The 25,856-nt window shown below is 58.5% G+C and carries 20 protein-coding genes; 11 read left to right on the top strand and 9 right to left on the bottom strand.

The window, feature by feature from the left end; translation table 11 throughout:
* Positions 1-140: 140 nt before the first annotated feature.
* From fadD1 to ACF0H7_RS05350, 7 genes are all read left to right on the top strand, one after another.
* Complete coding sequence (gene fadD1 / locus ACF0H7_RS05320; protein ID WP_397451749.1) at positions 141-1,838, top strand: long-chain-fatty-acid--CoA ligase FadD1; 1,698 nt, start codon at positions 141-143, stop codon at positions 1,836-1,838.
* A gap of 249 nt (positions 1,839-2,087) precedes the next feature.
* Positions 2,088-5,999 (top strand): ATP-dependent RNA helicase HrpA, encoded by a 3,912-nt coding sequence (gene hrpA / locus ACF0H7_RS05325; RefSeq protein ID WP_397451750.1) that lies wholly within the window; start codon positions 2,088-2,090, stop codon positions 5,997-5,999.
* A 158-nt stretch (positions 6,000-6,157) separates the two neighbouring features.
* The gene (locus ACF0H7_RS05330; RefSeq protein WP_397451751.1) at positions 6,158-7,279 is read left to right on the top strand and encodes a beta-ketoacyl-ACP synthase III; all 1,122 of its coding nucleotides are present in this window, start codon (positions 6,158-6,160) and stop codon (positions 7,277-7,279) included.
* Between the two features lie 3 nt (positions 7,280-7,282).
* Positions 7,283-7,894: an RNA polymerase sigma factor gene (locus ACF0H7_RS05335; RefSeq protein WP_397451752.1), complete on the top strand. Its 612-nt coding sequence runs from the start codon at positions 7,283-7,285 to the stop codon at positions 7,892-7,894.
* The gene (locus ACF0H7_RS05340) at positions 7,888-8,127 is read left to right on the top strand and encodes an anti-sigma factor family protein (RefSeq protein WP_397451753.1); all 240 of its coding nucleotides are present in this window, start codon (positions 7,888-7,890) and stop codon (positions 8,125-8,127) included. Before ACF0H7_RS05335 ends, ACF0H7_RS05340 begins: the two co-directional genes overlap by 7 nt.
* 84 nt (positions 8,128-8,211) lie before the next feature.
* Complete coding sequence (locus ACF0H7_RS05345) at positions 8,212-12,873, top strand: NEL-type E3 ubiquitin ligase domain-containing protein (RefSeq protein WP_397451754.1); 4,662 nt, start codon at positions 8,212-8,214, stop codon at positions 12,871-12,873.
* A gap of 243 nt (positions 12,874-13,116) precedes the next feature.
* Positions 13,117-14,241, top strand: a complete 1,125-nt coding sequence (locus ACF0H7_RS05350; RefSeq protein ID WP_397451755.1) for a GNAT family N-acetyltransferase — start codon at positions 13,117-13,119, stop codon at positions 14,239-14,241.
* Positions 14,242-14,367: 126 nt separating this feature from the next.
* Here ACF0H7_RS05350 and ACF0H7_RS05355 read toward each other — a convergent pair whose 3' ends face one another.
* From ACF0H7_RS05355 to ACF0H7_RS05370, 4 genes are all read right to left on the bottom strand, one after another.
* Positions 14,368-16,200: an ABC transporter ATP-binding protein gene (locus ACF0H7_RS05355; RefSeq protein WP_397451756.1), complete on the bottom strand. Its 1,833-nt coding sequence runs from the start codon at positions 16,198-16,200 to the stop codon at positions 14,368-14,370.
* Between the two features lie 114 nt (positions 16,201-16,314).
* On the bottom strand, positions 16,315-16,887 hold the full coding sequence (locus tag ACF0H7_RS05360) for a peptidylprolyl isomerase (RefSeq protein ID WP_397451757.1): 573 nt from the start codon (positions 16,885-16,887) through the stop codon (positions 16,315-16,317).
* 233 nt (positions 16,888-17,120) lie between these two features.
* Entirely contained in the window at positions 17,121-17,921 is an 801-nt protein-coding gene (locus ACF0H7_RS05365) for an alpha/beta fold hydrolase (RefSeq protein WP_397451758.1), read from the bottom strand.
* 14 nt (positions 17,922-17,935) lie between these two features.
* Positions 17,936-18,859, bottom strand: coding sequence for a LysR family transcriptional regulator (locus ACF0H7_RS05370; protein ID WP_397451759.1), 924 nt, complete (start codon positions 18,857-18,859; stop codon positions 17,936-17,938).
* Positions 18,860-18,908: 49 nt separating this feature from the next.
* Between ACF0H7_RS05370 and ACF0H7_RS05375 the strand changes: the two genes are divergently transcribed.
* The 3 genes from ACF0H7_RS05375 (at position 18,909) to ACF0H7_RS05385 (ending at position 21,580) form a co-directional block, all read left to right on the top strand.
* Positions 18,909-19,223, top strand: a complete 315-nt coding sequence (locus ACF0H7_RS05375; protein ID WP_397451760.1) for a 3-phosphoglycerate kinase — start codon at positions 18,909-18,911, stop codon at positions 19,221-19,223.
* Positions 19,224-19,390: 167 nt separating this feature from the next.
* A complete protein-coding gene (locus ACF0H7_RS05380; RefSeq protein ID WP_397451761.1) occupies positions 19,391-19,990 on the top strand; it encodes an FMN-dependent NADH-azoreductase in 600 nt (199 codons plus the stop codon).
* A 243-nt stretch (positions 19,991-20,233) separates the two neighbouring features.
* On the top strand, positions 20,234-21,580 hold the full coding sequence (locus tag ACF0H7_RS05385; protein WP_397451762.1) for a DEAD/DEAH box helicase: 1,347 nt from the start codon (positions 20,234-20,236) through the stop codon (positions 21,578-21,580).
* Positions 21,581-21,638: 58 nt separating this feature from the next.
* Here the strand turns inward: ACF0H7_RS05385 and ACF0H7_RS05390 are convergent, their stop codons facing one another.
* From ACF0H7_RS05390 to ACF0H7_RS05405, 4 genes are all read right to left on the bottom strand, one after another.
* Complete coding sequence (locus tag ACF0H7_RS05390) at positions 21,639-21,914, bottom strand: hypothetical protein (protein WP_397451763.1); 276 nt, start codon at positions 21,912-21,914, stop codon at positions 21,639-21,641.
* Between the two features lie 124 nt (positions 21,915-22,038).
* Positions 22,039-22,911 carry a DUF6279 family lipoprotein gene (locus ACF0H7_RS05395; RefSeq protein WP_397451764.1) on the bottom strand — a complete coding sequence of 291 codons (873 nt, stop codon included), beginning with the start codon at positions 22,909-22,911 and terminating at the stop codon, positions 22,039-22,041.
* Between the two features lie 59 nt (positions 22,912-22,970).
* On the bottom strand, positions 22,971-23,480 hold the full coding sequence (locus tag ACF0H7_RS05400) for a hypothetical protein (protein WP_397451765.1): 510 nt from the start codon (positions 23,478-23,480) through the stop codon (positions 22,971-22,973).
* A gap of 157 nt (positions 23,481-23,637) precedes the next feature.
* The gene (locus tag ACF0H7_RS05405; protein ID WP_027898056.1) at positions 23,638-23,826 is read right to left on the bottom strand and encodes a hypothetical protein; all 189 of its coding nucleotides are present in this window, start codon (positions 23,824-23,826) and stop codon (positions 23,638-23,640) included.
* A gap of 376 nt (positions 23,827-24,202) precedes the next feature.
* On the opposite strand from ACF0H7_RS05405, the gene ACF0H7_RS05410 reads away from it, so the two are divergent.
* Complete coding sequence (locus ACF0H7_RS05410) at positions 24,203-25,039, top strand: S1 RNA-binding domain-containing protein (protein ID WP_397453833.1); 837 nt, start codon at positions 24,203-24,205, stop codon at positions 25,037-25,039.
* 119 nt (positions 25,040-25,158) lie between these two features.
* Here ACF0H7_RS05410 and ACF0H7_RS05415 read toward each other — a convergent pair whose 3' ends face one another.
* The gene (locus tag ACF0H7_RS05415; protein WP_397451766.1) at positions 25,159-25,785 is read right to left on the bottom strand and encodes a DsbA family protein; all 627 of its coding nucleotides are present in this window, start codon (positions 25,783-25,785) and stop codon (positions 25,159-25,161) included.
* Positions 25,786-25,856: the final 71 nt, after the last annotated feature.

Raw genomic sequence — 25,856 nt, forward strand, 5'->3', positions numbered from 1 at the left:
CTCTGGTCGACCCTCGGCAAAGCTGCTACTCTCGGCCCGCTTTTCGTGCCTATCGGTAAGCGAAAAGCCTGGAACACCCACAAAAAATCATCGTATTTAAGCGGTGTGTAGAATTTGCTGTCGCTGAGGAGTCGGCTTCCATGATCGAAAATTTTTGGAAGGATAAATACCCGTCTGGCATTGCTGCCGATATCAATCCTGACGAGTATCCAAATATTCAGGCGGTATTGAAACAGTCTTGCGAGCGTTTCGCCAACAAGCCTGCGTTCAGCAACCTGGGCAAGACTCTCACTTACGGTGAGCTGTACGAACTGTCGGGCGCTTTTGCGGCGTACCTGCAACAGCACACCGATCTGCAGTCGGGCGATCGCATCGCCGTGCAACTGCCGAACCTGCTGCAATACCCGGTTGCCGTGTTCGGAGCGATCCGCGCCGGCCTGATCGTGGTCAACACCAACCCGCTATACACCGCGCGGGAAATGGAACACCAGTTCAATGACTCCGGCGCCAAGGCGCTGGTGTGTCTGGCGAACATGGCGCACCTGGCTGAAATCGTCGTGCCCAAGACCAACGTCCAGCACGTGATCGTCACCGAAGTCGGCGACCTGCTGCCGCCGGTCAAGCGCCTGCTGGTCAACAGCGTGATCAAGTACGTGAAGAAGATGGTTCCGGCCTACAGCCTGCCCAAGGCCATCGCTTTCAACGATGTGCTGAGCAAAGGCCGTGGCCAACCGGTGAACGACGCGTCGCCCGTCAGCGGCGATGTCGCGGTGCTGCAATACACCGGCGGCACCACCGGTGTGGCCAAGGGCGCGATGTTGACCCACCGCAACCTGGTCGCCAACATGCTGCAGTGCAAGGCGCTGATGGCTTCCAACCTGAATGAAGGTTGCGAGATCCTGATCACGCCGCTGCCGCTGTACCACATCTATGCCTTCACCTTTCACTGCATGTCGATGCTGCTGCTGGGCAACCACAACATCCTGATCAGCAACCCGCGCGACCTGCCGGCGATGGTCAAGGAATTGTCGAAGTGGAAGTTCAGCGGTTTCGTCGGCCTCAACACGTTGTTCGTGGCGCTGTGCAATAACCAGGAGTTCCGCAGCCTGGACTTCTCGGCGCTGAAAGTGACGCTGTCTGGCGGCATGGCACTGCAGTTGGCAGCGGCCGAACGTTGGAAAGAAGTGACCGGCTGTAGCATCTGCGAAGGTTACGGCATGACCGAAACCAGCCCGGTGGCCACGGTCAATCCGATCCAGCACATCCAGATTGGCACCATCGGTATTCCGGTGCCCTCGACCCAGTGTCGGGTCATCGATGACGCCGGCAACGAACTGCCCCTGGGCGGCACCGGCGAGCTGTGTGTGAAAGGTCCGCAGGTGATGAAGGGCTACTGGAAACGCCAGGACGCCACCGATGAAATGCTCGACGCCGACGGCTGGTTGAAAACCGGTGACATCGCGATCATCCAGCCTGACGGCTACATGCGCATCGTCGACCGCAAGAAAGACATGATTCTGGTCTCCGGTTTCAACGTTTACCCCAACGAGCTTGAGGATGTCCTGGCTTCGTTGCCGGGCGTGCTGCAATGCGCGGCCATTGGTATCCCGGACGAGAAATCCGGTGAGGCGATCAAGATTTTCATCGTCGCCAAACCGGGCGTGACCCTGACCAAGGACCAGGTCATGGAACACATGCGCGCCAACGTCACCGGGTACAAAGTGCCGAAAACGGTGGAATTCCGCGAGGCGTTGCCGACCACCAACGTGGGCAAGATCCTGCGTCGCGAACTGCGCGATGAAGAGCTGAAAAAAATCGGCTTGAAAAAAACCGCGTAAGCGACCTGCACCACACCAAGCCCCGCCGATGCGGGGCTTGGTTGTTTTAGAGATGCGCGAATGATTTCTCTGTAGGAGCGAACTTGTTCGCGAGACGGTGTGTCAGGCACACCGCAGTCAAGCTGCTCGCCAACAAGTTGGCTCCTACAGAGTCATGTGCCCGATCACTCACCCACAACCCTGCGGCCAGAACCCGGCAAATCTGCGACAATCCCCGCCTTTGCACCCTCAAAAGACTTTGCGTAGCTGATGACAGACCAATCGCCTTCCATCGACCAAATGCTGAATAACCTCGACCACGCGATGATCTCCGATCGTCATCGCCTGCGTCGCCAGTTGCATGAACTGCGCAAGAAGCCCGACGCGGGCAAGCTGGCGCAGTGGGTCGAGCGTGCGCAGGCGTCTTTCGCTCAGGTCACGTCGCGACGCGAGAGCGTGCCGTCGATTCGCTATGACGACAACCTGCCGATTGCCGCCAAGCGCGATGAAATCAAGGACGCGCTGCTCAAGCATCAGGTGTTGATCATTGCCGGCGAAACCGGTTCGGGCAAAACCACTCAGCTGCCGAAAATCTGCCTGGAAATCGGCCGCGGCCAACACGGTCTTATCGGTCACACTCAGCCGCGCCGAATTGCGGCGCGCAGCGTGGCCAGTCGGGTCGCTGAAGAGTTGGGCACGCCGTTGGGTGCACTGGTCGGTTACCAAGTGCGCTTCGAAGATCAAAGCGACAGCAACACCCTGATCAAGCTGATGACCGACGGTATTCTGCTGGCCGAGACCCAGCACGACCGCTTCCTCGAGCGCTACGACACGATCATCGTAGACGAAGCCCACGAACGCAGTCTGAACATCGACTTCCTGCTCGGCTACCTGAAAACCCTGCTGCCGCGTCGTCCTGACCTGAAGGTGATCATCACTTCGGCGACCATCGATCTGGAGCGTTTCTCCAAACACTTCAACGACGCGCCGATTGTCGAAGTCTCGGGCCGCACCTTTCCGGTGGAAACCTGGTACCGGCCGCTGACCTCGGAACAGGACGAAGAGGGCAACCCGGTCGAGGATGACCTGACGGTCGATCAGGCGATTCTGGCGACGCTGGACGAACTGGCGGCCTTGGAGCGCAGTGAACGCAAGAGTCCCGGCGATGTGCTGGTGTTCCTGCCCGGCGAGCGGGAAATCCGCGACGCTGCGGAAATGCTGCGTAAGGCGCAACTTAAACACACCGAGATTCTGCCTCTGTACGCGCGCCTGTCGCCGGCCGAACAGCAGCGGATTTTCCAGTCGCACCCAGGCCGTCGCGTGGTACTGGCGACCAACGTTGCCGAAACTTCGCTGACCGTGCCGGGCATTCGCTATGTGATTGACAGCGGCACTGCGCGCATCAGTCGCTACAGCTATCGCGCCAAAGTCCAGCGCCTACCCATCGAAGCCGTGTCGCAAGCCAGCGCCAACCAGCGTAAAGGCCGTTGCGGGCGGGTCGAACCGGGGCTGTGCGTGCGCCTGTACAGCGAAGAGGATTTCAACGCTCGGCCGGAATTCACCGATCCGGAAATCCTGCGCACCAACCTCGCCGCCGTGATTTTGCAAATGCTGCATCTGCGCCTGGGTGAGATCACCGATTTCCCGTTTATCGAGCCGCCCGATGGCAAGGCCATCAGCGACGGTTTCAACCTGTTGCAGGAACTGTCGGCGGTCAATCGCGAGAACCAGCTGACGCCGTTGGGCCGTCAGTTGGCGCGCCTGCCGGTGGACCCGCGCATGGGTCGCATGTTGCTGGAGGCGGCCAACCAGGGCAGCTTGCAGGAAGTGCTGATCGTCGCCAGCGCCATGTCGGTGCAAGACGTGCGCGAGCGTCCGCCCGAGCGTCAGCAGGCCGCCGATCAGGCCCACGCGCAGTGGAAGGATGCCGACTCCGACTTCGCTGGCCTGGTCAATCTGTGGCGCGGGTTTGAAGAGCAACGCCTGGCCCTGACCGCCAGCCCACTGCGCAATTGGTGCCGCAAGAACTTCCTGAACTACCTTCGCCTGCGCGAGTGGCGTGACTCCCATCGGCAATTGAGCCTGATCTGTCGCGACCTGCAACTGACCATCAACAAAGACCCGGCGGACTACGCCAAGCTGCACAAAGCCGTGCTCTCGGGGTTGCTCAGCCAGATCGGACAGAAGGCCGAAGAGGGCGACTACCTCGGCGCGCGCCAGCGGCGTTTCTGGATTCACCCGTCATCCGGTCTGGGCAAAAAACGCCCGCAATGGCTGATGACCGCCGAACTGGTGGAAACCACCAAGCTCTATGCGCGAATGGTGGCCAAGATTGATTCCGACTGGATCGAGCCGCTGGCCGGGCATTTGATCAAGAAAAACCATTTCGAACCGCACTGGGAGAAGAAGCGCGGCCAAGTGGTGGCGTTCGAACAGATCACCCTGTTTGGCCTGATCGTGGTCGGTCGCCGCCCGGTGCATTTTGGGCCGATCGATCCTGTGGTGTCCCGCGAATTGTTTATCCGCGAAGGGCTGGTGCGCGGCGAGATTCTGTCCCGGGCCAAATGCCTGACGGCCAATACCAAGCTGCTGGAGTCCCTCGACGAACTGGAAGCCAAGGCCCGTCGTCGCGACATTCTGGCGGACGAAGACACGCTGTTCGGTTACTACGAGACGCGGGTCCCGGCGGAGATTCATCAAACCGCGACCTTTGACAGTTGGTATCGCATCGAGAGTCAGAAAAACCCTCAACTGCTGATCATGCGCGAAGAGGACGTGCTGGCCCGCGATGCTAACGAAGTCACGGCCGCGTATTACCCGGACACCCTGCGTCTGGGTGATCTGACCCTGGCCCTGAGTTATCACTTCGAACCCAATCATCCTCGCGACGGTGTGACGCTGCGGGTGCCGGCGCCGCTGTTGCCGATGCTGCCGGCGGAGCGTCTGCAGTGGCTGGTGCCGGGCTTGTTGGAAGCCAAGTGCATCGCGCTGGTGCGCAACCTGCCGAAGGCGATTCGCAAAAACTTTGTGCCGGCGCCGGACTTCATCAAGGCTGCGCTCGAACGCATTACCTTCGGTGATGCCTCGTTGCCGCAAGCGCTGGGCCGTGAATTGCTGCGCATGACCGGCGCGCGGGTGAGCGACGAAGCCTGGGCTGAAGCCGCACAACTGCTGGAAAGCCATCTGAAGATGAACTTGGAAATCCTCGACGGCAGCGGCAAGTTTCTCGGCGAAGGCCGTGAACTGGATGCCTTGACTGCGCGGTTCGCCGAGGCCAGCCAGGCGGCATTGGCCGTGCCGCAATCGGCCAAGGGCCAGCAACCGGTCGAAGCCAAGGTTTTTGCGCCGGTGGCGGAGAAGACTCAGCAAAAAATCGCCGGTCTGTCGATGACGGTCTATCCGGCGTTGGTGGAAGAGGCGGGCACGGTCAAGGAAGGGCGATTCTCGACGCCGGCCGAAGCTGAGTTCCAGCATCGTCGCGGCTTGCAGCGTTTGTTGTTGCAGCAACTGGCCGAGCCAGCGAAGTTCCTGCGCGGCAAATTGCCGGGGCAAACCGAATTGGCGTTGCTCCACCGCGATCTGGGGCGCATCGATGCCTTGGTCGAAGACATCCTGTTGGCCAGTCTCGACAATTGCATACTGGCCGATGAAAGCAGCTTGCCGCGCGACGGTGCAGGCCTGGCCTCGCTGGCCGAGCGCAAGCGCGGCGGCTGGACCGAGCACGCCGAGCGCCTGGCCAGGCTGACCCTGGAAATCCTCACGCTGTGGCACGGTCTGCAAAAACGCTTCAAAGGCAAGATCGATCTGACACAGGCCGTGGCCTTGAACGACATCAAATCCCAGCTCAGTCGGTTAGTGTATCCGGGCTTTGTTCGCGAAACCCCAATGCAGTGGCTCAAGGAACTGCCGCGTTATTTGAAGTCCATCGAAATGCGCCTGGAAAAGCTGCCATCGCAAGTGCAGAAGGACCGGGTCTGGAGCCTTGAACTGGCGGGGCTATGGACGCAATACGAGACGCGCGCGAAGAAACATGCGCAGGAAGGCAAGCGCGACGAAGAACTGACGCTGTATCGCTGGTGGCTGGAGGAATATCGAGTGTCGTTGTTTGCGCAGCAGTTAGGGACCAAAATACCTGTCTCGGACAAGCGTTTGAGCAAACAATGGAATCAGGTCGACAGCTGATGCGTTTCGCAGTTTTGCTCAATAATCAGTAGCAATAGCGCGAAAATCGGGCGTTTATGGCACACTTCGCGCCCTATTTTCCGTAATTGGTACGTTTGTACCAATGTTCATGCCCAGCAGATCGTTGCCCGTAGCGATCTAATAAGAGAGGAACGACCGTGCATAACGTCGTCATCAGCGGCACTGGCTTGTTTACCCCTGCCAACAGTATTTCCAACGATGAGCTGGTGCAGTCTTTCAACGCATACGTTGCCCTGTTCAATGCCGAGAACGCCGAGGCCATCGGGCGCGGCGAGGTCGAGGCCCTGACGGAGTCCAGCGCTGCCTTTGTCGAAAAAGCCTCGGGCATCAAGAGCCGTTTTGTCATGGACAAGGACGGCATTCTCGATCCAGCGCGCATGACGCCACGTCTGCCGCAACGTGGCAACGACGAGCAGTCGATCCTCTGCCAAATGGGCGTCAAGGCGGCCGAGCAAGCCTTGCAGCGTGCCGGTAAGACCGCCGCCGATATCGACGGCGTGATCGTCGCCTGCTCCAATCTGGAACGTGCCTACCCGGCGATTTCCATCGAAATCCAGGAAGCGCTGGGTATCCAGGGTTTCGGCTTCGACATGAACGTTGCCTGTTCGTCGGCCACCTTCGGCATCCAGACCGCCAGCAACAGCATCAAGCTGGGCCAGGCCCGTGCCTTGCTGCTGGTCAGTCCGGAAATCTGCACCGGCCACCTGAACTTCCGTGATCGCGACAGCCATTTCATCTTCGGTGATGCCGCGACCGCCGTAGTCATCGAGCGCGCCGATCTGGCCACTTCGGAACATCAGTTCGAGATCGTCAGCACCAAGCTGCTGACCAAGTTCTCCAACAACATCCGCAACAACTTCGGCTTCCTCAACCGTGCGGACGAAGAAGGCGTCGGCGCGCGGGACAAGCTGTTCGTCCAGGAAGGCCGCAAAGTGTTCCGCGACGTCTGCCCGATGGTGGCCGAGCTGATCGGTACTCACTTGCAGGAAAACGATCTGAACGTCAGCGACATCAAGCGTTTCTGGCTGCATCAGGCCAACCTGAGCATGAACCACCTGATCGTGAAGAAGCTGCTGGGGCGCGAAGCTACGGTCGAAGAAGCGCCGGTCATCCTCGACACCTACGCCAACACCAGCTCTGCCGGTTCAGTCATCGCCTTCCACACCCATCAAGACGATTTGCCCAAGGGCGCGCTGTCGGTACTGAGCTCGTTCGGCGCCGGTTACTCGATTGGCAGCGTCATCTTGCGCAAGCGTTGATCGATGTCCTCCACGGATGACGCATTACTGATTCAACGCCTGCTGGCCGGTGAGCAGCGGGCGTATCGTGAGTTGGTCAGCACCTATCAAAGTGCGATGCGTGCCGTGGCTTATGCGATTGCGGGCCAGCGTCACGTCGATGAAGTGGTGCAGGATGCCTGGCTGTCAGTGGTGCGCAACCTGAGCAGTTTTCAAGGGCGTTCCAGCCTGAAAACCTGGCTGCTGACCATCACCGCCAACGCTGCGAAAAATCGCTACAAAAGCACTCGTCGCGAGGTGCTGCTGGACGATCTTCCTGCGCCTCACGGCACCCTCGATGACGGACGTTTTGCCAGTGACGGGCATTGGCGCGTCGGCCCGGCCGCCTGGCACGAAGACACGCCCGAAGCCTTGCTGACCGAAGGCGAGCTGCGCGAGTGCCTGGAAAAAACCTTGCTCAGTTTGCCGCAATTGCAAAGCAGCGTATTGCTGCTCCGGGAACGGCAAGGCCTCGAAGCTGAAGAGATTTGTAATCTTTTGGACCTGTCTCTCTCTAATGTCCGCGTGCTGTTGCACAGGGCGCGCTTGAAGGTGTTTGCCACCATCGAGCATTTTGAGGGGACGGGCGAATGTTGACCTGCAAACAACAAGTGGCGAAATCCAGCGATTATCTCGATGGTCATTTGAGCTTTCGCGAGCGTCTGGGCGTTCGTTATCACTTGGCGATCTGCCCGAACTGCCGACGGTTCATGCGGCAAATGCGTCTGGCGCAGGCTGCGTTGCGGTTGATGCCGGAATCGCCGCCTGCCGACCTTGAAACTATCGTCGACGGCCTTGTTCGGGAACACGCGGCGCAGCGCTCGGAGTGAACGACGGGTATTAATCTGTTACGCCCTTCCGATAAACCGGATCAATACCCTGAGTAGCGTCTTTAATCGCTCAAGGTATTTCCGATGTCAGATCAAACCGTTCAAAGCCCCGAACCATCGCTGGTCAGCGATGAGCCATTCGGCGACGGTCACCCCAATCTCGAGTTCCTCAAGGACCGCTTGCCAGCGTGGTATTTGAAGGCTTCTCCAGAAATGCGCAAAACCTTGCAACTGAGCCAGTTGTACAGCCAGTTTTCCCAGCGTGACCTGGAACCGGTGCGCAAGCGATTGATGTCCGTGCAAGCCTTTGCCGAGCCACTGCTGATCCATGCGCTGGATCGGCGATTCAACCTGAGGCTGGATGTGCAGGGCAATCAATTCGTCACCTTTCGAATTGAAAACTCCCATTTGACGGGCAGTCACACCTTTGTTCGTAAACAAAGTCTGCTGCTGGCTGCCTTGCAAAATTTCGATGAATCCGAGATGCGGCCCGGGCGTTTTCTCCTGGGCGCTGCGCTGCTGCCGGTCAATGGATTGCAGCAGGTCGAGGTGGATGAAGATCGCTATCCTGACTTTCCGGACGCCCCAGCCAAGCGCTGGAAATATGTTTACAACGGCCGTATCGCTATCAAACCTGAAGATTTCACGGCGTTGTGCCGCAGCCTCGACCTGGGCAGCAAGTACCAGGCGCACCTGGACAGCGTGTTCAAGCCGGCGGCGGCTAATGGACAAACCGCTGCTGGGGCCGCTCAGGGTGTCGCAGACAAATTTATGCACTGCGAGCGCAATACCTTCGCGGTGCTCACCCACATCGCGCTGATGAAAAAACACATCAGCCCGTCAGCCCATGAAATGCTGGTGCAGTGGATCACACCGGGGAGTGTCCCCCAGTGGAATGGTGCGCCTGTTCGGCACTGCCAATTGCAAATGTTGACCACTCCCAAACTTCCCCAACAAGGCCTGATCGGTGATGTGTTGAATACCCCGGCACTGCCTGGAAACGCACTGTTCCGCGAACTGGTGGACAGCACCGCCTTTCCCGGCAGTGTGCTGTCCGGCGCTCTGTTGATCGAAGCCGCAGAAGGAAGCGGCGCCTGCCTGGTGTACATGCCTGCGGAGCCAGAGCACCCGCTCAAGGAATACTCATCGTTTACGGCGTTTACTGACTTGCTCCGCCGAAAGCTGGCGAGCAAAACCTATCAGCAGTATTTCCAACGCTTCGTCGACTTACGGATCAGCCACTTCTTTTTCAAAAAAATTAACGACCGTTTGGGCCTGACGAGCCACTCGTCCGGCGATACGTTCAACCAGCAGGCGGATTTGCAGTTGGAGAAGATCGTCGTCGCTACGCCCCCTTTTAAGCTGCTATATGGCCATTTATTGCGCAAAACATATGGCGATTCCCGGGTGTTGGCAGTGCCCACGGGCGATGAGGATCAAGCGCTGCGCCTTGCCAGGCTGCTGTCTTATGAAACTCATAGCCTGGATTTGCTCAATGTCGCGGCTTTTTTCATACCCGTCCTGGGCGAAGTAATGGCTGTGGTCGCTATTTCCCAGTTATTGCAGGAGGGGTTTACCGCTTTCGAAGAATGGAACCACGGAGAAACCGATGAGGCGCTTACCCATATTTGCGATATTGCCCAGAACGTCGCGCTGACCGCGGTATTGGTAAGCGCTGTCGGTGCACCGGCGCGCAACGCTCCAGCACCCTCCAGCTTTATTGAAGGGTTAACTCCGGTCACGCTGAATGATGGCAGCACGCGGTTATGGAAACCGGAGTTGAAACCCTTCGAACAGAAGGTGAGGCTGCCGGCCGGGGCGCTGGCTGATGTCGAGGGCCGTATCGCGATCGATGGCAAAACCTGGCTGCCCATAGAGGGCAAGTTCTATCGGGTTGAACTCGACCCGGCACTGCAAAAATGGCGGATCAAGCATCCGACGGACGCCAATTATTATTCGCCGGTCCTTGAGCGCAGTGCCGTCGGTCGCTGGCGACACACGAGTGAAAATCCCATGGCGTGGGAGGCAGAGACTTTGTTCCGGCGTCTGCATGGTTCGCTGGGGCAAGTATCGCAACAGAGTCTGGAGCGAATCATGACGGTCACCGGCGCTGATGAGGACGTGCTGCGGCAGATCCATGTCGAAAACCAGGAACTGCCGGCATTGTTGCATGATGCGGTGCAACACCTTCAAAGCGCTCCGGTCAGTGCCCCGACGTCGAGCGATCCCCATGTGCTGCTGATCCAGCGGGATTTCCCGAGCCTGCCGACGAGCGTCGCCAACGAGATCCTGCAATCGGCGAACACCGTGGAAAAGGCCCGCATGACGACCGCCAATCGATTGCCGTTGCGCCTGGCCGAGCAGGCGCGGGAATACCAGCAACTGTTGCGCTTGAACCGCGCCAACCAAGGGTTTTATCAAGCGGCTGCGAACAACCCGGACACCGCCTCTGCCGGTTTGCAGCTGTTGCAACACTTGCCCGGCTGGCCACGCGACCTGGCATTGGAGGTGCGCGAGGCCAGTTTCAGCGGCACGCGACTGGCTGTCGTCGGCGACACTCAGCAGGCGACGATCCGCCAGGTATTGGTCAAGTCAGTGTCGGGTTACCAGGCTTTCGACCCTACTGGCAAGGCCTTGGGTCAGCCTGATCAAGGGTTCTTTACGGCATTGCTGCAGGCATTGCCGGACGCCAGCCGCAGGGCTGTCGGATTGTCGAGCGACTCGAGTGAGCAAGCGCTGCGGATGATGTTGGGAGATATTGCCGTCAGCCGTCGTGATGTGGTCGCTCGGTCATTGGGGATGCAGCCGATCAAGCCCGGGTTCAAATCACCCTCGCGGCTGGAGGAGGGGCGCGTGGGGTATCCACTCAGCGGGCGCATGCGAGGACTGTTTACCAGGCTGGGACGCCGGGGTTCCAGTTTCTCGCCGGAACTGGCGATCAAAGAGCTGTTTCCGTCTTTTAACGACATCGAGGCTCAGGCCTTTCTCGCCGAGCTTCGGGCCGAGTACAGCGCAGGTTCTGGTGGGGTCGAGGCGTATGTCCGGCGCCGACTCGAAGCGCTGAAAGTGGAATACGACGTGCTGCTTGGGGCGTTGGATAACTGGGTCGCAGAGGGCGATGGGGTGCACTTGCCACTGTTCATTCAAGCCGACAAGCAGATTGCTGCCAGCCGAATCAAGAACTGCTGGAGACGGCAGAGTGAAAGGCGCTACCTCACTAGTGGGGAGTTTATCGGTTATGAATTGGACTTGAGCAGCCTGGCCATCGGGCAACTGCCTCCCCTCACAGCACATTTCGACCACGTTGGGTCGTTGCAGCTCAATGGCCTTGGGCTGCGCTCAAGTCAAGTCAGTGCGTCGCTCCAGCAATTTCCCAAGCTGTATTGGCTGGGTCTGCGAGGCAATGGGCTCACCTCGATCCCCGAGGCGCTGGGCGAACAGACTCAGCTGGTTCGTCTGGAGCTGCAGGACAATCCGCTGACGTTGGGCGAACTCTCGGTGCAGCGTTTGCAGCGGCTGGCACAGTTGCGCGAACTCAATCTTAATCGATGCCCCCTGGGTTCGTTGCTGGACCTCACCCCGTTCAACCACTTGTCCAGACTCTGCTTGCGCGGCACTGGAATCGAGAGCGTACCGACCGGTCTGCTGGAGTGTGAGGCACTGAGACACGCCGATCTGCGTGATAACCGTATCAGCGAACTATCCGATGCCGTTTTGCAGAGTGTGAGCAACAACGCCAGACGGATTCATCTGCATGACAATCCCATCAATCGGCAAAGTCTGGCGCGGGCGACGCAGTTGCTCGATGGCAGGACGCTTACACGCATGGGACTCAGCCCTGTGCGAACCCGCGCGCGTAGCGTGGTGAACAACGGATCGCTGTGGATGGAGGGTGTCGCCAGCGATCAGTTTCAGACCCGTTTGTACCAGTGGGGCGACCTGCAGGTAGAGCCTCGTTCAGGGGATTTTTTTCACGTGCTGGATGATTTGACTCAGTCTGCGGATTATCGCAATAACCGATTGGTACTGACTCGGCGTGTCTGGTCGGTGATCGACGAAGTGTCCACCAGTGCGGCTTTGCGTGACGAGTTATTTAGCATGACGGAGCATCCCGAAACCTGTGGCGACGGAGCCGCGATCCTCTTCAACAACATGGAAGTCCAGGTGTTGGTGTTCAAGGCTATGAAAGGGATGCAAGCATTGAACGTTGCGGCTCAGCGCGATGCGTTGTTCGGTTTGGCCAGAGGTCTGGACCGGCTGGATGAACTCGAAAAAATAGCCGAAAGCGAGATCACCCGCAGGCTGGAAGCGAACGACCAGCCCGACCCGGCCGAGGTTCGGCTCGCGTACAGGGTAGGCTTGGCGCAACGCCTGGAGTTGCCGGAGCAACCGCAAGGCATGCTGTTCAACCAGTTGTCCGGGGTCTCGAATGACATGCTCGATAGCGCCGAGCAATTGATTTTCGCGCGAGAGCGCACACCCGCGTTTTTGCAGTCGATAATTGCCCGAGAGTTCTGGGTGACCTTCCTCGAACGGCGCTATGTACAGCGTTTCGAGTCTGTTCAGAGCCCTTTTCATGTGCAGTTGGAGGCACTGGATGCCGAGAGCAAGAACATCACCGATGAGGCCTATCTGAGTCGGGTCAAAGCGATTCAGAGCGCCCGAGAATCGGCTATCGATGCCCTCGCACTGGAGTTGACCCAATCTATCGAAGCAGATATTAGAACTACAGATAGCGTCAGATGATGTCGTAAAACTTCTATCTACCAGTCACTTATATGAAACATCAAAGCGGCATCATCGGTTCGTTCACTCGCCATGCCTCACGTCGGGCGATTGGAGACTCCGTATAACGCGACGTCGGGTTTTTTCTTCATCCGTTAAAGCTCATCGTTTTTGCCCCGCTTCGGCGGGGTTTTTTATTTCGGCTTCGCCAACGGATGCGCGATACTCGCCAGGCTTGTGCGTAATAACGCTTGGGGAATGCTGATGCCGCTACAACGTTTGGACAGTCTTTCGGCGCTGGCCCCGGAACAATGGGACGCCTTGGTGCCTTCCGGACAGCCTTTTCTACGCCATGCCTTTCTCAGCGCCCTGGAAGACAGCGGCAGCCTCGGCCCGCGTTCGGGCTGGAGTGCGGAGCACCTGCTGCACTACGAGGATGGCCAACTGATCGCGGCAATGCCCGGTTATCGCAAATGGCACTCCTACGGCGAGTACGTGTTCGATCACGGCTGGGCTCAGGCGTGCGAGCGCGCTGGCATCGATTATTACCCGAAGTTACTGATCGCCGTGCCCTTCAGCCCGGTGACCGGTCCGCGTTTGCTGGCGGCGACGCCCGAGGCCGGGATCGAGCTGTTGAGGGCGTTGCCCGGTTATATGGAAATCGAGCAGCTATCCAGCGTGCACATCAACTTCACCGACCCGATGGCCAACGCCTTGTTGGCTCAAGAACCGGGCTGGTTGCAGCGTCTGGGCTGTCAGTTCCATTGGCAGAATCGCGGCTACCGGGATTTTCAGGACTTCCTCGACGTTTTGAGTTCACGCAAGCGCAAGCAAATGCGCAAAGAGCGCGAGCAGGTGGCGGGTCAGGGTTTCGAGTTTGAATGGCTGGAAGGTCATGAGCTGAGCGAAGCGCAGTGGGACTTCGTTTACGCCTGCTATGCCAACACCTACGCGGTGCGTCGTCAGGCGCCGTACCTGACGCGTGAGTTTTTCAGCCTGCTGGCCGAGCGTATGCCGGAGGCGATTCGCGTGGTGTTTGCCAAGCAGGGCTCACGGCCGGTGGCGATGGCGTTCAGCCTGGTCGGCGGCGACAGTTTTTATGGGCGTTATTGGGGGTGCCTGGCGGAGTTCGATCGGCTGCACTTCGAGACCTGTTTTTATCAAGGCATGGAATACGCCATCGACAAGGGCTTCCAGCGTTTCGACGCCGGCGCGCAGGGCGAGCACAAATTGATTCGGGGCTTTGAGCCGGTGATCACCCACTCCTGGCACTACCTGGCGCATCCGGGGCTGAAGTCAGCGGTCAGCGACTTCCTCGAACAGGAACGCCCGGGCATTCTCGCCTACGCCGAAGAAGCACGGACCGCGTTGCCGTATCGGCAGGTTTGACGCTTACGCCTGTAGGAGCTGCCGAAGGCTGCGATCTGTTGCGCAGCGACAGCAGGTTTTGAAGGCCTTCCAGGCCTTATCGCAGCCTGCGGCAGCTCCTACAGGGGATTGGTGTTACCCGAGTTTTCAATCGATCCCGACAAACCCACCCGTCTGATGCTGCCACAGCCTTGCATACAGCCCGCCATGGGCCAGCAATTCTGCATGGGTGCCGCTCTCGGCAATCTGGCCTTTCTCCAGCACCACCAGACGATCCATACGGGCGATGGTCGACAGGCGGTGGGCGATGGCGATTACGGTTTTGCCTTGCATCAAGGTTTCCAGACTTTCCTGAATCGCCGCTTCCACCTCCGAATCCAGTGCCGAGGTGGCTTCGTCCATGATCAGAATCGGCGCGTCCTTGAGCAATACGCGAGCGATGGCGATCCGTTGGCGTTGACCGCCTGACAGCTTCACCCCACGTTCGCCGACATGCGCGTCAAAGCCGGTACGGCCTTCGGCATCCGACAGCAGCGGAATGAACTCATCGGCGCGTGCCTTGTGTACCGCTTCCCACAGCTCGGCATCGCTGGCGTCGGGCTTGCCGTACAGCAGGTTGTCGCGGATCGAGCGGTGCAGCAGCGAGGTGTCCTGAGTGATCATGCCGATCCGCTCGCGCAAGCTTTCCTGCGCAACGTGAGAAATGTCCTGGCCGTCGACCAGAATACTCCCGCTTTGCAGGTCGTACAGCCGCAGCAGCAAGTTGACCAGCGTCGACTTACCCGCACCGGAAGGGCCGATCAAACCAATCTTTTCCCCAGGTTTGATGTCCAGATTCAGGCCGCTGATGAGCCCGTTGCTTTTACCGTAATGGAAATCGACGTTGGTGAATTTCACCCCGCCACGATCGACATTGAGCTTCGGCGCCTGATCGCGGTCGGTGACGCTGACCGGCTGGGCGATGGTTTGCAGACCGTCCTGAACCATGCCGATGTTTTCGAAAATGCCGTTGACCACCCACATGATCCAGCCGGACATGTTGACGATGCGAATCGCCAGCCCGGTAGCCAGCGCGATGGCGCCGACGCTGATCGAGCCGGTCGACCACAACCACAAGGCCAGGCCGGTGGTGCCGACGATCAGAATGCCGTTGAGGCTGGTTATCACCGTGTCCATCTCGGTGACCACGCGCCCGGCCAATTGGGTTTTCTCGGTTTGTTCGCTGATCGCTTCCCGGGCGTATTGCTGCTCGAAGTTGGTGTGGGCGAACAGCTTGAGGGTGGCGATGTTGGTGTAGCCATCGACGATTCGCCCCATCAGTTTCGAGCGCGCCTCCGAGGACACTACCGAGCGCTCCTTGACCCGTGGCACGAAGTACCACAGCGAGAGGATGTAACAGACGATCCACGTCAGCAGCGGAATCATCAGGCGCCAGTCGGCTTCGGCGAACAACACCAGCGAACCGATGGCGTAGATCAACACGTGCCACAACGCATCCACCGCCGACACCGCCGAATCACGCAGCGAGTTACCGGTTTGCATGATGCGCTGGGCGATCCGGCCGGCGAAGTCGTTCTGGAAGAAATTCAGGCTCTGTTTGAGGACATAGCTGTGGTTCTGCCAGCGAATCAGGCTGGTCATGCCTGGGCTGATGGTCTGGTGTACCAGCAGGTCATGCAGGCCAACGAAGATCGGTCGGAAGATCAGCGTCACTACGGTCATCCAGATCAGCTCGTGGGCGTGCAGGCTGAAGAAGTTCGGATTCGGCGTGCCCTGGGCCAGGTCGATGATCCGGCTCAGGTAGCTGAACAGCGCAACCTCGATCAGCGCGCCGATCAAGCCGACGATCAGCAGTGCTGCAAAGCTGGGCCAGACCTGACGCAGGTAGTAGACGTAAAACGACAGGACGTTAGCGGGAGGAGCCGCCGTAGGGGCGTCACGAAAGATGTCGATCAGTTGTTCGAAACGACGATAAAACATTGGTTCTGTCGCCCACCGCAGCGGGCTCTCCTTGCTGGTGGAAAACTTCCCTGATCAGACCGCCTGAATCCGCGTTTGCTCGCGGACATTTCAGGCGGGCTGGTGCGCTTCGACTCAGTCGTCGACGCGTTTTGCCGATTTGATCAGCACAGGAACTTGCGGAACGTTCTGCATGCCTTGCTTAGTGGCGGTCGGGGTCTGGGCGATCATGTCGACCACGTCCATGCCCTTGATCACTTTACCGAATACCGCATAGCCAGGCTTGCCAGGCTGGGCGTCCAGCGAATCGTTGTCGCGGTGGTTGATGTAGAACTGGCTGGTGGCCGAGTTCACGTCCGAGGTGCGCGCCATGGCGATGGTGCCGCGAACGTTATGCAGGCCGTTGGTGCCTTCGTTCTGGATCGGATCGTTGGTCGATTTCTGCGACATGGACGAGGTGAAACCACCGCCCTGAATCATGAAGCCAGGGATCACACGGTGGAAAATGGTGTTGGTGTAGAAACCGCTGTCGACGTAAGCCAAAAAGTTTTTGGTGCTGATCGGCGCTTTGGTGTCTTCCAGTTCAATCTCGATCTGCCCCATATCGGTGGTCAGCAGCACGTGGGTCGGCTTGCCAGCCGGTTGCGCAGCCATGACAGAGGCGGCGAACAGCACGGAACAGGCGGCGAGGGCGATTTTTTTCAGCATGGGAAAGAGATCCTGGGTAGTGGTTTCGACTGCAGATAAGCAATGCATACGCGTGCCATCAAGCGCACAAGGTAAGCACGTTTGGGTTTTTTTGCACAGTGCCGGACCCCATCTTGTAGGAGCTGCTGCAGGCTGAGATCGGCTGCGCAGCAGTCGTGAAGGTCCTTCGGACCTTATCGCAGCCTGCGGCAGCTCCTACAGGGAATTTGTGCGGGGCCATGGATAGTGTTCGTTCAAGCGCTGACTTTTACCTCCGCCGCATCGACAAATTCCAGCAGCGTCCGGTTGAATACGTCAGGCTGATCCAGCGGTGTCGCGTGGCGGGAATCCTTGATCACCACCAGGCGTGCCTGAGGGATCAATCGCACATACTCCTCCTTGAGTGTGACCGGCGTGTAATCGCGGTCGGCGCTGACGATCAGCGTCGGACAACAGATGCGCGACAAACGTTCCTGCACCCCCCAACCGACAATCGCATCGAAGCTGGCCAGGTACGCGCGCTTGTCGTTCTGCGCCCAACGTTGCGCGATCTTGCGCCGCAGATCGGCCTGTTCCGGTTTGGGGAACAGGTTTTGGCCCAGTCCCTTGCCAATGGTTTGCATGCTCAGCAGTCGCCCGAGCCCCCAACGTTTGAGCCATTGCATAACATCGTTACCGGATTTGATCTTGACCTGCGGCGCGCTGTTGACGATGCACAGGCTTTTCAGCAATTGCGGCTGATTGACGGCCAACTGGAAGCCGATCATCCCGCCCATCGACAGCCCGACCAGATGCACCGGTCCCAGCTGCAGATGTTCGATCAGTGCTTCAATGTCGGCGGTAAAACCTGGAATGCTGTAGCGCTCTTTGGGTTTGTCAGAGCGCCCGTGGCCGCGCACATCCATCACGATTACCCGGTAATGCGCAGCCAGTGCCGGGATCTGGTATTCCCAGTCCTGGCAGCTGGAGCCCAGGCCGTGAACCAATAACAGGGGAGAGCCCTGGCCATATTCCTCGTAATGCAGTGAACAACCGTCATGTTCAAAAAAGGCCATGGCCGAACTCCTTGTCAGGCTTGTTGTGGGGCAGCAAATGCAGCGTTCAGCGGGGCGGTGTCGAAGTTGCGAATCAGGTCGATGAGGATCTGCGTCGCTGGCCCCAGCGGTTTTTCCTTGCTGGCGTAGAGAAAGAATACCGGGTGACGGCTGCCGCCTTTGTCCAGCGGCAATGGCTTGAGCACGCCCTCGGTTATTTCACGCTCGATCATGTGCCGTGGCAACCAGGCAAAGCCCAGCCCGCTGCTGACAAAGGTGGCCGCGGTCGCCAGGCTGCCGACCGTCCAGCGCTGCTCGGAGCCCAGCCAGCCGACGTCTCGCGGCTGGTTGCGGCCCGAGTCGCGGATCACCACTTGCAGCTGGCTTTCCAGGTCCTGGAACGTCAGTTCGCGTTGCATCTGATGCAGCGGGTGTTCCGGGTGGGCGACAGCGACGAACTCGACGGCGCTCATTTCATTGCCCAGATACCCCGGAATATTGAAACCACTGATGGCCAGGTCGGCGACACCTTCGAGTAATACCTCTTCAACACCGGACAGCACTTCCTCGCGCAAGCGCACGCGGCAACCACGGCTTTGCGGCATAAACGCAGTCAAGGCGCGCACCAGTCGCGCGTTCGGGTAGGCGGCATCGACCACCAAACGGACTTCGGCCTCCCAGCCTTGTTCCATGTGGTGCGCCAGGTCTTCCAGCTGGCTGGCCTGTTTGACCAGTTGCCGCGAGCGTCGCAGCAGCACGCCACCGGCTTCGGTGAGCACGGCTTTGCGCCCGTCGATACGCAACAGCGGCACGCCCAACTGGTCTTGCATGCGCGCCACGGTGTAGCTCACCGACGACTGCGAACGGTGCAGCGCCTCGGCGGCCTGAGCGAAACCGCCATGGTCGACCACGGCTTGCAATGTCCGCCATTGATCAAGGGTAACGCGAGGCGCTTTCATGATTGGATCCTCTTGCCCTAAGCTGGCAGCCCAAATTGGAGACTGCCGAATGAAAAAATTCTGTTGTGTGTTGTTGGCGTTGCTTCCCGTAACTGCTTTCGCCTATCCGATTGATGTGGAAAAGCACCTCAACGGGGTCAGCGTGGACTACAACACCCATGACACCGACTACGACATCGGCAGCATCACCGTGAATAACTACGGTAATACGCCGGCTGAATGCACGGTGTTGTTCGTCAATGGTCCGGAAAACCCGCGTACCCGTCGTATTCAAGTCCCTGCAGGGCGCAGTGTCGACGCGTCGGCCAAGTTCACCCGCAGCATCATCAAACTGCGGATCACCCTGACCTGCCAGGCAAAATAAGGGCCTGATCGGAGCGGTTTCTTGCTGTGTGCGAGAGTACTGCTCCGGTTGCTATAAAACAATTTATTAGATTGGTTGTAGCAGTTTTTTACGCTTTTTAATCGATTCTTCCCTGTTTAATCTCCACTCCATCGACTCAAGACAACCCTTCGATGGAGGCAACACCCATGTCCCGCGTACTGATCATTGAAAGCAGCGCCCGCCAGCAAGGTTCGGTTTCACGTCAATTGACCCAGCAATTCATCGGTCAGTGGCAAGCCGCACACCCGGATGATCAGCTCACGGTGCGTGACTTGGCGACCAACCCTGCGCCGCACCTGGATGTGAATTTGATGGGTGGCTGGATGAAGCCCGCCGAAGATCGCAGCGAGGTGGAGCAAGCCGCGCTGGAGCGTTCCAACCTGCTGACTGACGAATTGATTGCCGCCGATGTGCTGGTGCTGGCTGCACCGATGTACAACTTCGCGATCCCCAGCACCCTGAAAGCCTGGTTCGACCACGTGCTGCGTGCGGGCGTGACCTTCAAATACGGCGAGACCGGCCCGCAAGGTCTGCTGACCGGCAAGCGCGCCTACGTCCTCACCGCTCGCGGCGGCATTTACGCCGGCAGCCCGCTGGATCACCAGGAACCGTACCTGCGTCAGGTGCTGGGCTTTGTTGGCATCCACGATGTCACCTTCATCCACGCCGAAGGCCTGAACATGGGCGGCGACTTCCTCGAGAAAGGTCTGAATCAGGCTAAAGCCAAAATCGCTCAGGTTGCCTGAGTCGAACGCTGCACCGAATTCCCATGGGTACCTTTTCGCACCTTTGGTACAGCTGCCCGATCCTCCGTTGGAGCGATCGGGTTTTTTTATTGCCGGGGAAATTGCTTGCGAAGGCGTTTTCACGACAGAAAAGAGGCTTTGCAGAAAAGAAAAACACCCCGGAGGCGTAAAGAAAATGGGCCTCGGCGCCCGAAACCGTTAGTCTATGCGACTGTTTTTTTGCTTTTCGTCGAGGTAACACCCGTGTTTTCCCAATTCGCCCTGCACGAACGCCTGCTTAAAGCCGTGGCCGAGCTTAATTTTGTCGAGCCTACGCCAGTGCAAGCAGCGGCTATTCCGCTGGCACTGGAAGGGCGTGACCTGCGGGTGACTGCGCAAACCGGTAGCGGCAAGACCGCCGCCTTCGTCTTGCCGATGCTTAACCGCCTGATGGGCCCGGCCAAGGTTCGCGTCGACATTCGTGCGGTGATCCTGCTGCCGACCCGTGAACTGGCGCAGCAGACGCTCAAGGAAGTCGAACGCTTCTCGCAGTTCACCTTTATCAAGTCCGGTCTGATCACTGGCGGCGAAGACTTCAAGGTCCAGGCCGCGATGCTGCGCAAGGTGCCGGATATCCTGATCGGTACGCCTGGGCGCCTGCTGGAACAACTCAACGCCGGTAACCTGGACCTGTCGCAGGTCGAATTGCTGGTGCTCGACGAAGCCGACCGCATGCTGGACATGGGCTTTGCCGAAGACGTCGAGCGTCTGGCCGGCGAGTGCAAGAACCGCCAGCAGACCCTGTTGTTCTCGGCCACCACCGGCGGTGCCGGCCTGCGCGAGATGATCGGCAAGGTGCTGACTGACCCGCAACACTTGCAGGTCAACAGCGTCAGCGAACTGGCTGCCGGTACTCGTCAGCAGATCATCACCGCCGACCACAACGTGCACAAAGAAAAGATCGTGCACTGGTTGCTGGCTAACGAGACGTATCAGAAGGCGATCATCTTCACCAACACTCGGGCCATGGCCGATCGTCTTTACGGGCGTCTGGTGGCGTTGGAATACAAAGCGTTCGTTTTGCACGGCGACAAAGACCAGAAAGACCGCAAGCTGGCCATCGACCGTCTGAAGCAAGGCGGCGTGAAGATTCTGGTGGCGACCGATGTCGCGGCCCGTGGCTTGGACGTTGAAGGCCTGGACATGGTCATCAACTTCGACATGCCGCGCAGTGGCGACGATTACGTCCACCGTATCGGTCGTACCGGGCGTGCCGGTGGCGAAGGTCTGGCGATCTCGCTGATCTGCCACGGCGACTGGAACCTGATGTCGAGCGTCGAGCGCTACCTGAAGCAGACCTTCGAGCGTCGCACGATCAAGGAAGTCAAAGGCACCTACGGCGGACCGAAGAAGGTTAAGGCGTCGGGCAAAGCGGTCGGCGTGAAGAAGAAAAAGACCGGCGACAAGAAGACCGAGAAGAAAAGCGCCGCCAAGGCACCGACCAAGCGTCGTATCGCCAACCGTCCGAAGACCGACCCGCTGTCGCTGGTCAGTGCTGACGGCAAGGCTCCGCTGAAGAAGCGCAAGCCAGAAGCGCCAGCTGCCGAGTAAGCAGCCCGCTTCAAGCAAAAAACCGGCGCCTCACCCGCGCCGGTTTTTTTATGCCTGATCAACCGTCGGCTTTTTTCGCGGCGGTATCCAGGTCCTTGAGACGCTGATCAATCAGCTGGCACTTGTCCGGCAAGTCTTTGCTGGCAGTGTCCATGTTCATGTTTTGCAATTCCTCGTTCATCTCCTTGGCTTTCTCTGGATTCTTCTGGGTGAGCTTTTGCACTTCCTGCGCCAGTTGCGCACGCTTGGCGGTGGCTTCTTCAAGGGTACAGGCCCAGGTCGGGAGGGCCGCGAGCAAGGTCAGCGCGGCGGTGATGCTCAGCAGGGTCTTCATGGTCTGCCTCTTTCAAATAGGGACTTATCTGATTGAGGGCTGCACGCGGGCAAAAGTTCAGCGCCTGTGACGGTCTCCAGCCTGCCAAACCTTCGGCAGCTCCTACAGAGCGGGATCGGCATTATCAATCCTGCTGCGCCGCCTTCAGGCAACTCAGGTCATTGAAGTCCGCCCGCACGTCCGCGATTTTTTCCACCAGACGCTGACGTTGTTGCGGGGTGCTGATGGCCATTAAGTCCACCATTAAGCGAGTGGTCGCCTGTTCGGTACGGTCGTAGGCCTGACGGTATTCGGGCGACCAGTAGCTGTCGCGCTCCCCCAGCAATTGGCTGATGCGCTGCGGGAAGTCGGCGGCGTGGCGTTGCTGGACTGCGGCCACGAACAGAGATTGCCATTGCCTGCGGTTGTCGATCCACATCTGGTTTTGATTACCCAGTGTCGACGACCAGGTCATGACTTGCTGATGCTGCGCCGGCGTCAGGCTGCCGACCCAGGGGACCAGGCGTTTCTCCATGCGCTTGGCGCGGTCATCGATTTGCTTGTCCAGCGGTGGCTTGACGTACTCGTCCTGGTGCTCGCGCAAATCCTTGGCGAAGGCCTCTTGCATGGTCTGCACCTGCGAATCGTCCAGCTTGCGCAGCAGTTCCACCGCCGACGGGGTGATTTCGTGGGTCACTTGGGCGATGGCTTGTCGCGCCTCGGCCGTGCGCGCCTTCAACTCCGGCTCGGTGACCTGGTTGTTCTCGACCATCTGCTGCAAGCGGTCCAGCCAGGTCAGGTAACCCGGCAGTTGGGTGGTGCAGTGCCAGCTCAGTTGTTGCTTGAGGCGTTCGTCCAGCCAGGTTTTTTGCGTGGAGTTCATGCCCAGGTAGTCGTTGACCGACCACGGAATGATCACGTCCAGATGACGATACGCCAGGCCGATTCGGGTACAGCCGCCCACGATCAACAACGCGGTCAACAGTAACGAAACAAAAGTTTTGAACACAGAGTGCATGATTCACTTCCTTCGAAAATCAGCCGTTCCTGGCGTTCGATATCGGTTGGACCCGGCGATCAATGCGTTGGTGCAATCAATCCATCCGCAACTTTTTGCGCCTGGACGAACGAGGGGTAACCGCTTTTCGCTACGTCCAGTTGGGCGTAGTCGGCGCGGTACTCGGCCGATTGTTGCGGATCGATGTTCGACAGCGCCTGCGACAGCAGCGCTATGGCCAGCGGGTGTTGATACCTGGCGGCCACTCTGAGCAGGCGCACGGCTTCCACGAGTTCGGTGCCGTCGCGCAGCAGCAACACCGCCTGATAGAACTCGGCTTCGCCGCTTTGATCACGACTCGCCGAGCGCTCGAGCAGGGCCTTGGCCAGTTGAGTGTTTTGCTCACCACGCTCGCTGACCAGCAGCTTTGCCTGGAGCATATCGTTTTGATAAATCAGATGATCGACGTAACAAGGACTGTCGACGAGGCTGGCTTTGCCGTTCGAGTTGAAGTCGTTGGAGTTGTCGCAATGATGTGACGCGCATCCACCCAGGCCGAGCAGTGCGCCGAGAAGCATCCATTTAGTCATTGTCGAGTCCGCTGAAGGAATTGACCGTCAGGGAAACATCCTGCCTGCCGCGCTCAGCTGTTCAATATAGCCAAGACGGGTTCAAGGGCAAGGAGGGGGTGGATCTAGCGCCTTGGAAGACAAAGCGCATAGAGATCGACAACGGATGCGGGGGGATTTACTTTTTGCCGAGGGTGATTTGCTTGGACGGGCCGAAAGTCTGGCCACTGACGCCTTTGGCGATCTGCTGGATTTCACCACCGGACTTCAAGAAAGCAGCAATTTGTGCGTTGATCGAATCGCTCGTCTCAACGGCTGGAGCTGGCTTTGCTTTCGAGTTGGATGCTTTTACGCGCATGGCTGCCATTAACCTATATAAACTTAATACGGCCAGCCATTGTATATGAAAGGCTTGACAATTGCTTGGCTAATATAGCCCTAAAATACGCAGGCTTTAAACCGAGGATTTGGCGGCGTTCGGGATTGAATAAGGCGGCTAAGCGTCTGTTTTAAATGAAAAGTTATTTTTTGACGGATTGACGTCAGCGTTGCCGCAGGGCCCAGGTTGGCGCTAGCGACCTGACGAGCGGAGCCGATCCCGCGCTCGCCAGCCGTCTCCGACGCTGGGCAAAGCATTGAATTATTGGCTGTTTCGGCCTGCGCAGAAGCGGCAGCGGCGAGCACCGCGAACACAACCGGCAAACTCGGGTAGAATGCCGCCCACGCAATGAGGGTATTTGGAAATGGCTTTAGTCGGGCGCTACAACAGCTTGCAAGTGGTAAAACACACTAACTTCGGTTTATATCTGGACGGGGCGCAGGACGGCGAAATTCTGCTGCCGAATCGCTATATCCCTAAAGATATTCCCAGTGAAGATGAAGATTGGCTCAACGTATTCATCTATCTGGACAGTGACGACAAACTGATTGCCACCACTGAAAAGCCTAAAGTTCAGGTCGGTGAATTTGCCAGTTTGAAAGTCGTCGAAGTGAACAGCATCGGCATTTTCCTCGACTGGGGCCTGTCCAAGGACTTGCTGCTGCCGTACTCCGAAGAAAAGCGCTCGTTGCAGGCTGGCGATTACTGCGTGGTGCATGTCTACCTCGACAAGTACACCCGCCGAATCACCGCCACTGCGCGCCTGGACCGTTACCTGGACAAGACACCAGCCGATTACAAGGTCGGTCAGGAAGTCAACCTGTTGGTAGCGGAAGCGACCGACATGGGCTTCAAGGCGATCATCAATAACAAACACTGGGGCTTGATCCACAAGAACGAAGTGTTCAAGTTCTTGCGCCCTGGTAAAGAAGAAAAAGGCTACGTCAAAGAAATTCGTGCCGACGGTAATATCAGCCTCAGTCTGCAACCCGTGGGCGAAGAGGCCGCCAGCAGCCTGAATTCGAAGATCATCGCCAAGCTCAAGGAAAACAACGGCGTGCTGCCCGTCAGCGACAAGAGCGATCCGCAAGTGATCAGCAACTTGTTCGGCGTCAGCAAAGGCAACTTCAAGAAAGCGATCGGCGCGTTGTACAAGCAAGGCCAGATCGTGATTCATGCCGACCGGATCGAGTTGGTCTGATCGTAGCGAAGCACCTGTAGGAGCTGCCGAAGGCTGCGATAAGGCCTGAAAGGCCTTCAAAAATGCTGCCGCTGCGCGCAGATCACAGCCTGCGGCGGCTCCTACCGGGATCTGTATGCTCACCTGCTCAACCGCTCAATCTCCCGCCTGAACGGTTCGATGTTCAGCGCACCTTTCAACACCTTGGCCGCACTCAGCGGTTGATCCGCCCGACGTACCAGAAACGCGGGTACTGCGCGCAAGCCCAGCTCATCGGCCAAGCCTTCATCAGCCACTATCTGCTGGGCATAGCTATGGCTCGACAGCGCGTTGTTCAGCGCCAGGCGGTCAAGGCCGATCTGGCCGCCCAGCTCCAACAGTTCGGGCACCTGGCCAATGTCGCGGCCAAACTCGAAAAACGCCCGAAATGCCTGCTTATGGAAATCCTCGAATTTACCCTGCGCCCTGGCGAACGCTGCGGCTTCCAGGACATTACGACTGCGCGGCTGAACCGGTGGCAGCTTCATGAGGACATTGCGCTTCTGCGCCATGGGATAGATTGAGCGGGTCCAGGTCGAACGCAAATAGTCGGCATCGGGATCAAGCGTGCCCATGGGTTCGGGGCGCAATTCAAACGCGTGCCATTGCACCGTGATCCGTGTGCCGTAATCGCGTTGCAACTGCTCGAACACAGGCAATTGCAGGTAGCAGAAGGGACAGACGTAATCGCTCCAGATATCGACCATCAATTGACTATCACTGTTCATATCCATTTCTCCATGACTGCCTTCTAACACTGACTACAGCATGCCCGGAAAAGTCCTGCCGTCGGACGAGC

This window comes from Pseudomonas sp. NA-150 (assembly GCF_044336365.1).
Taxonomy (GTDB): Bacteria; Pseudomonadota; Gammaproteobacteria; order Pseudomonadales; family Pseudomonadaceae; genus Aquipseudomonas.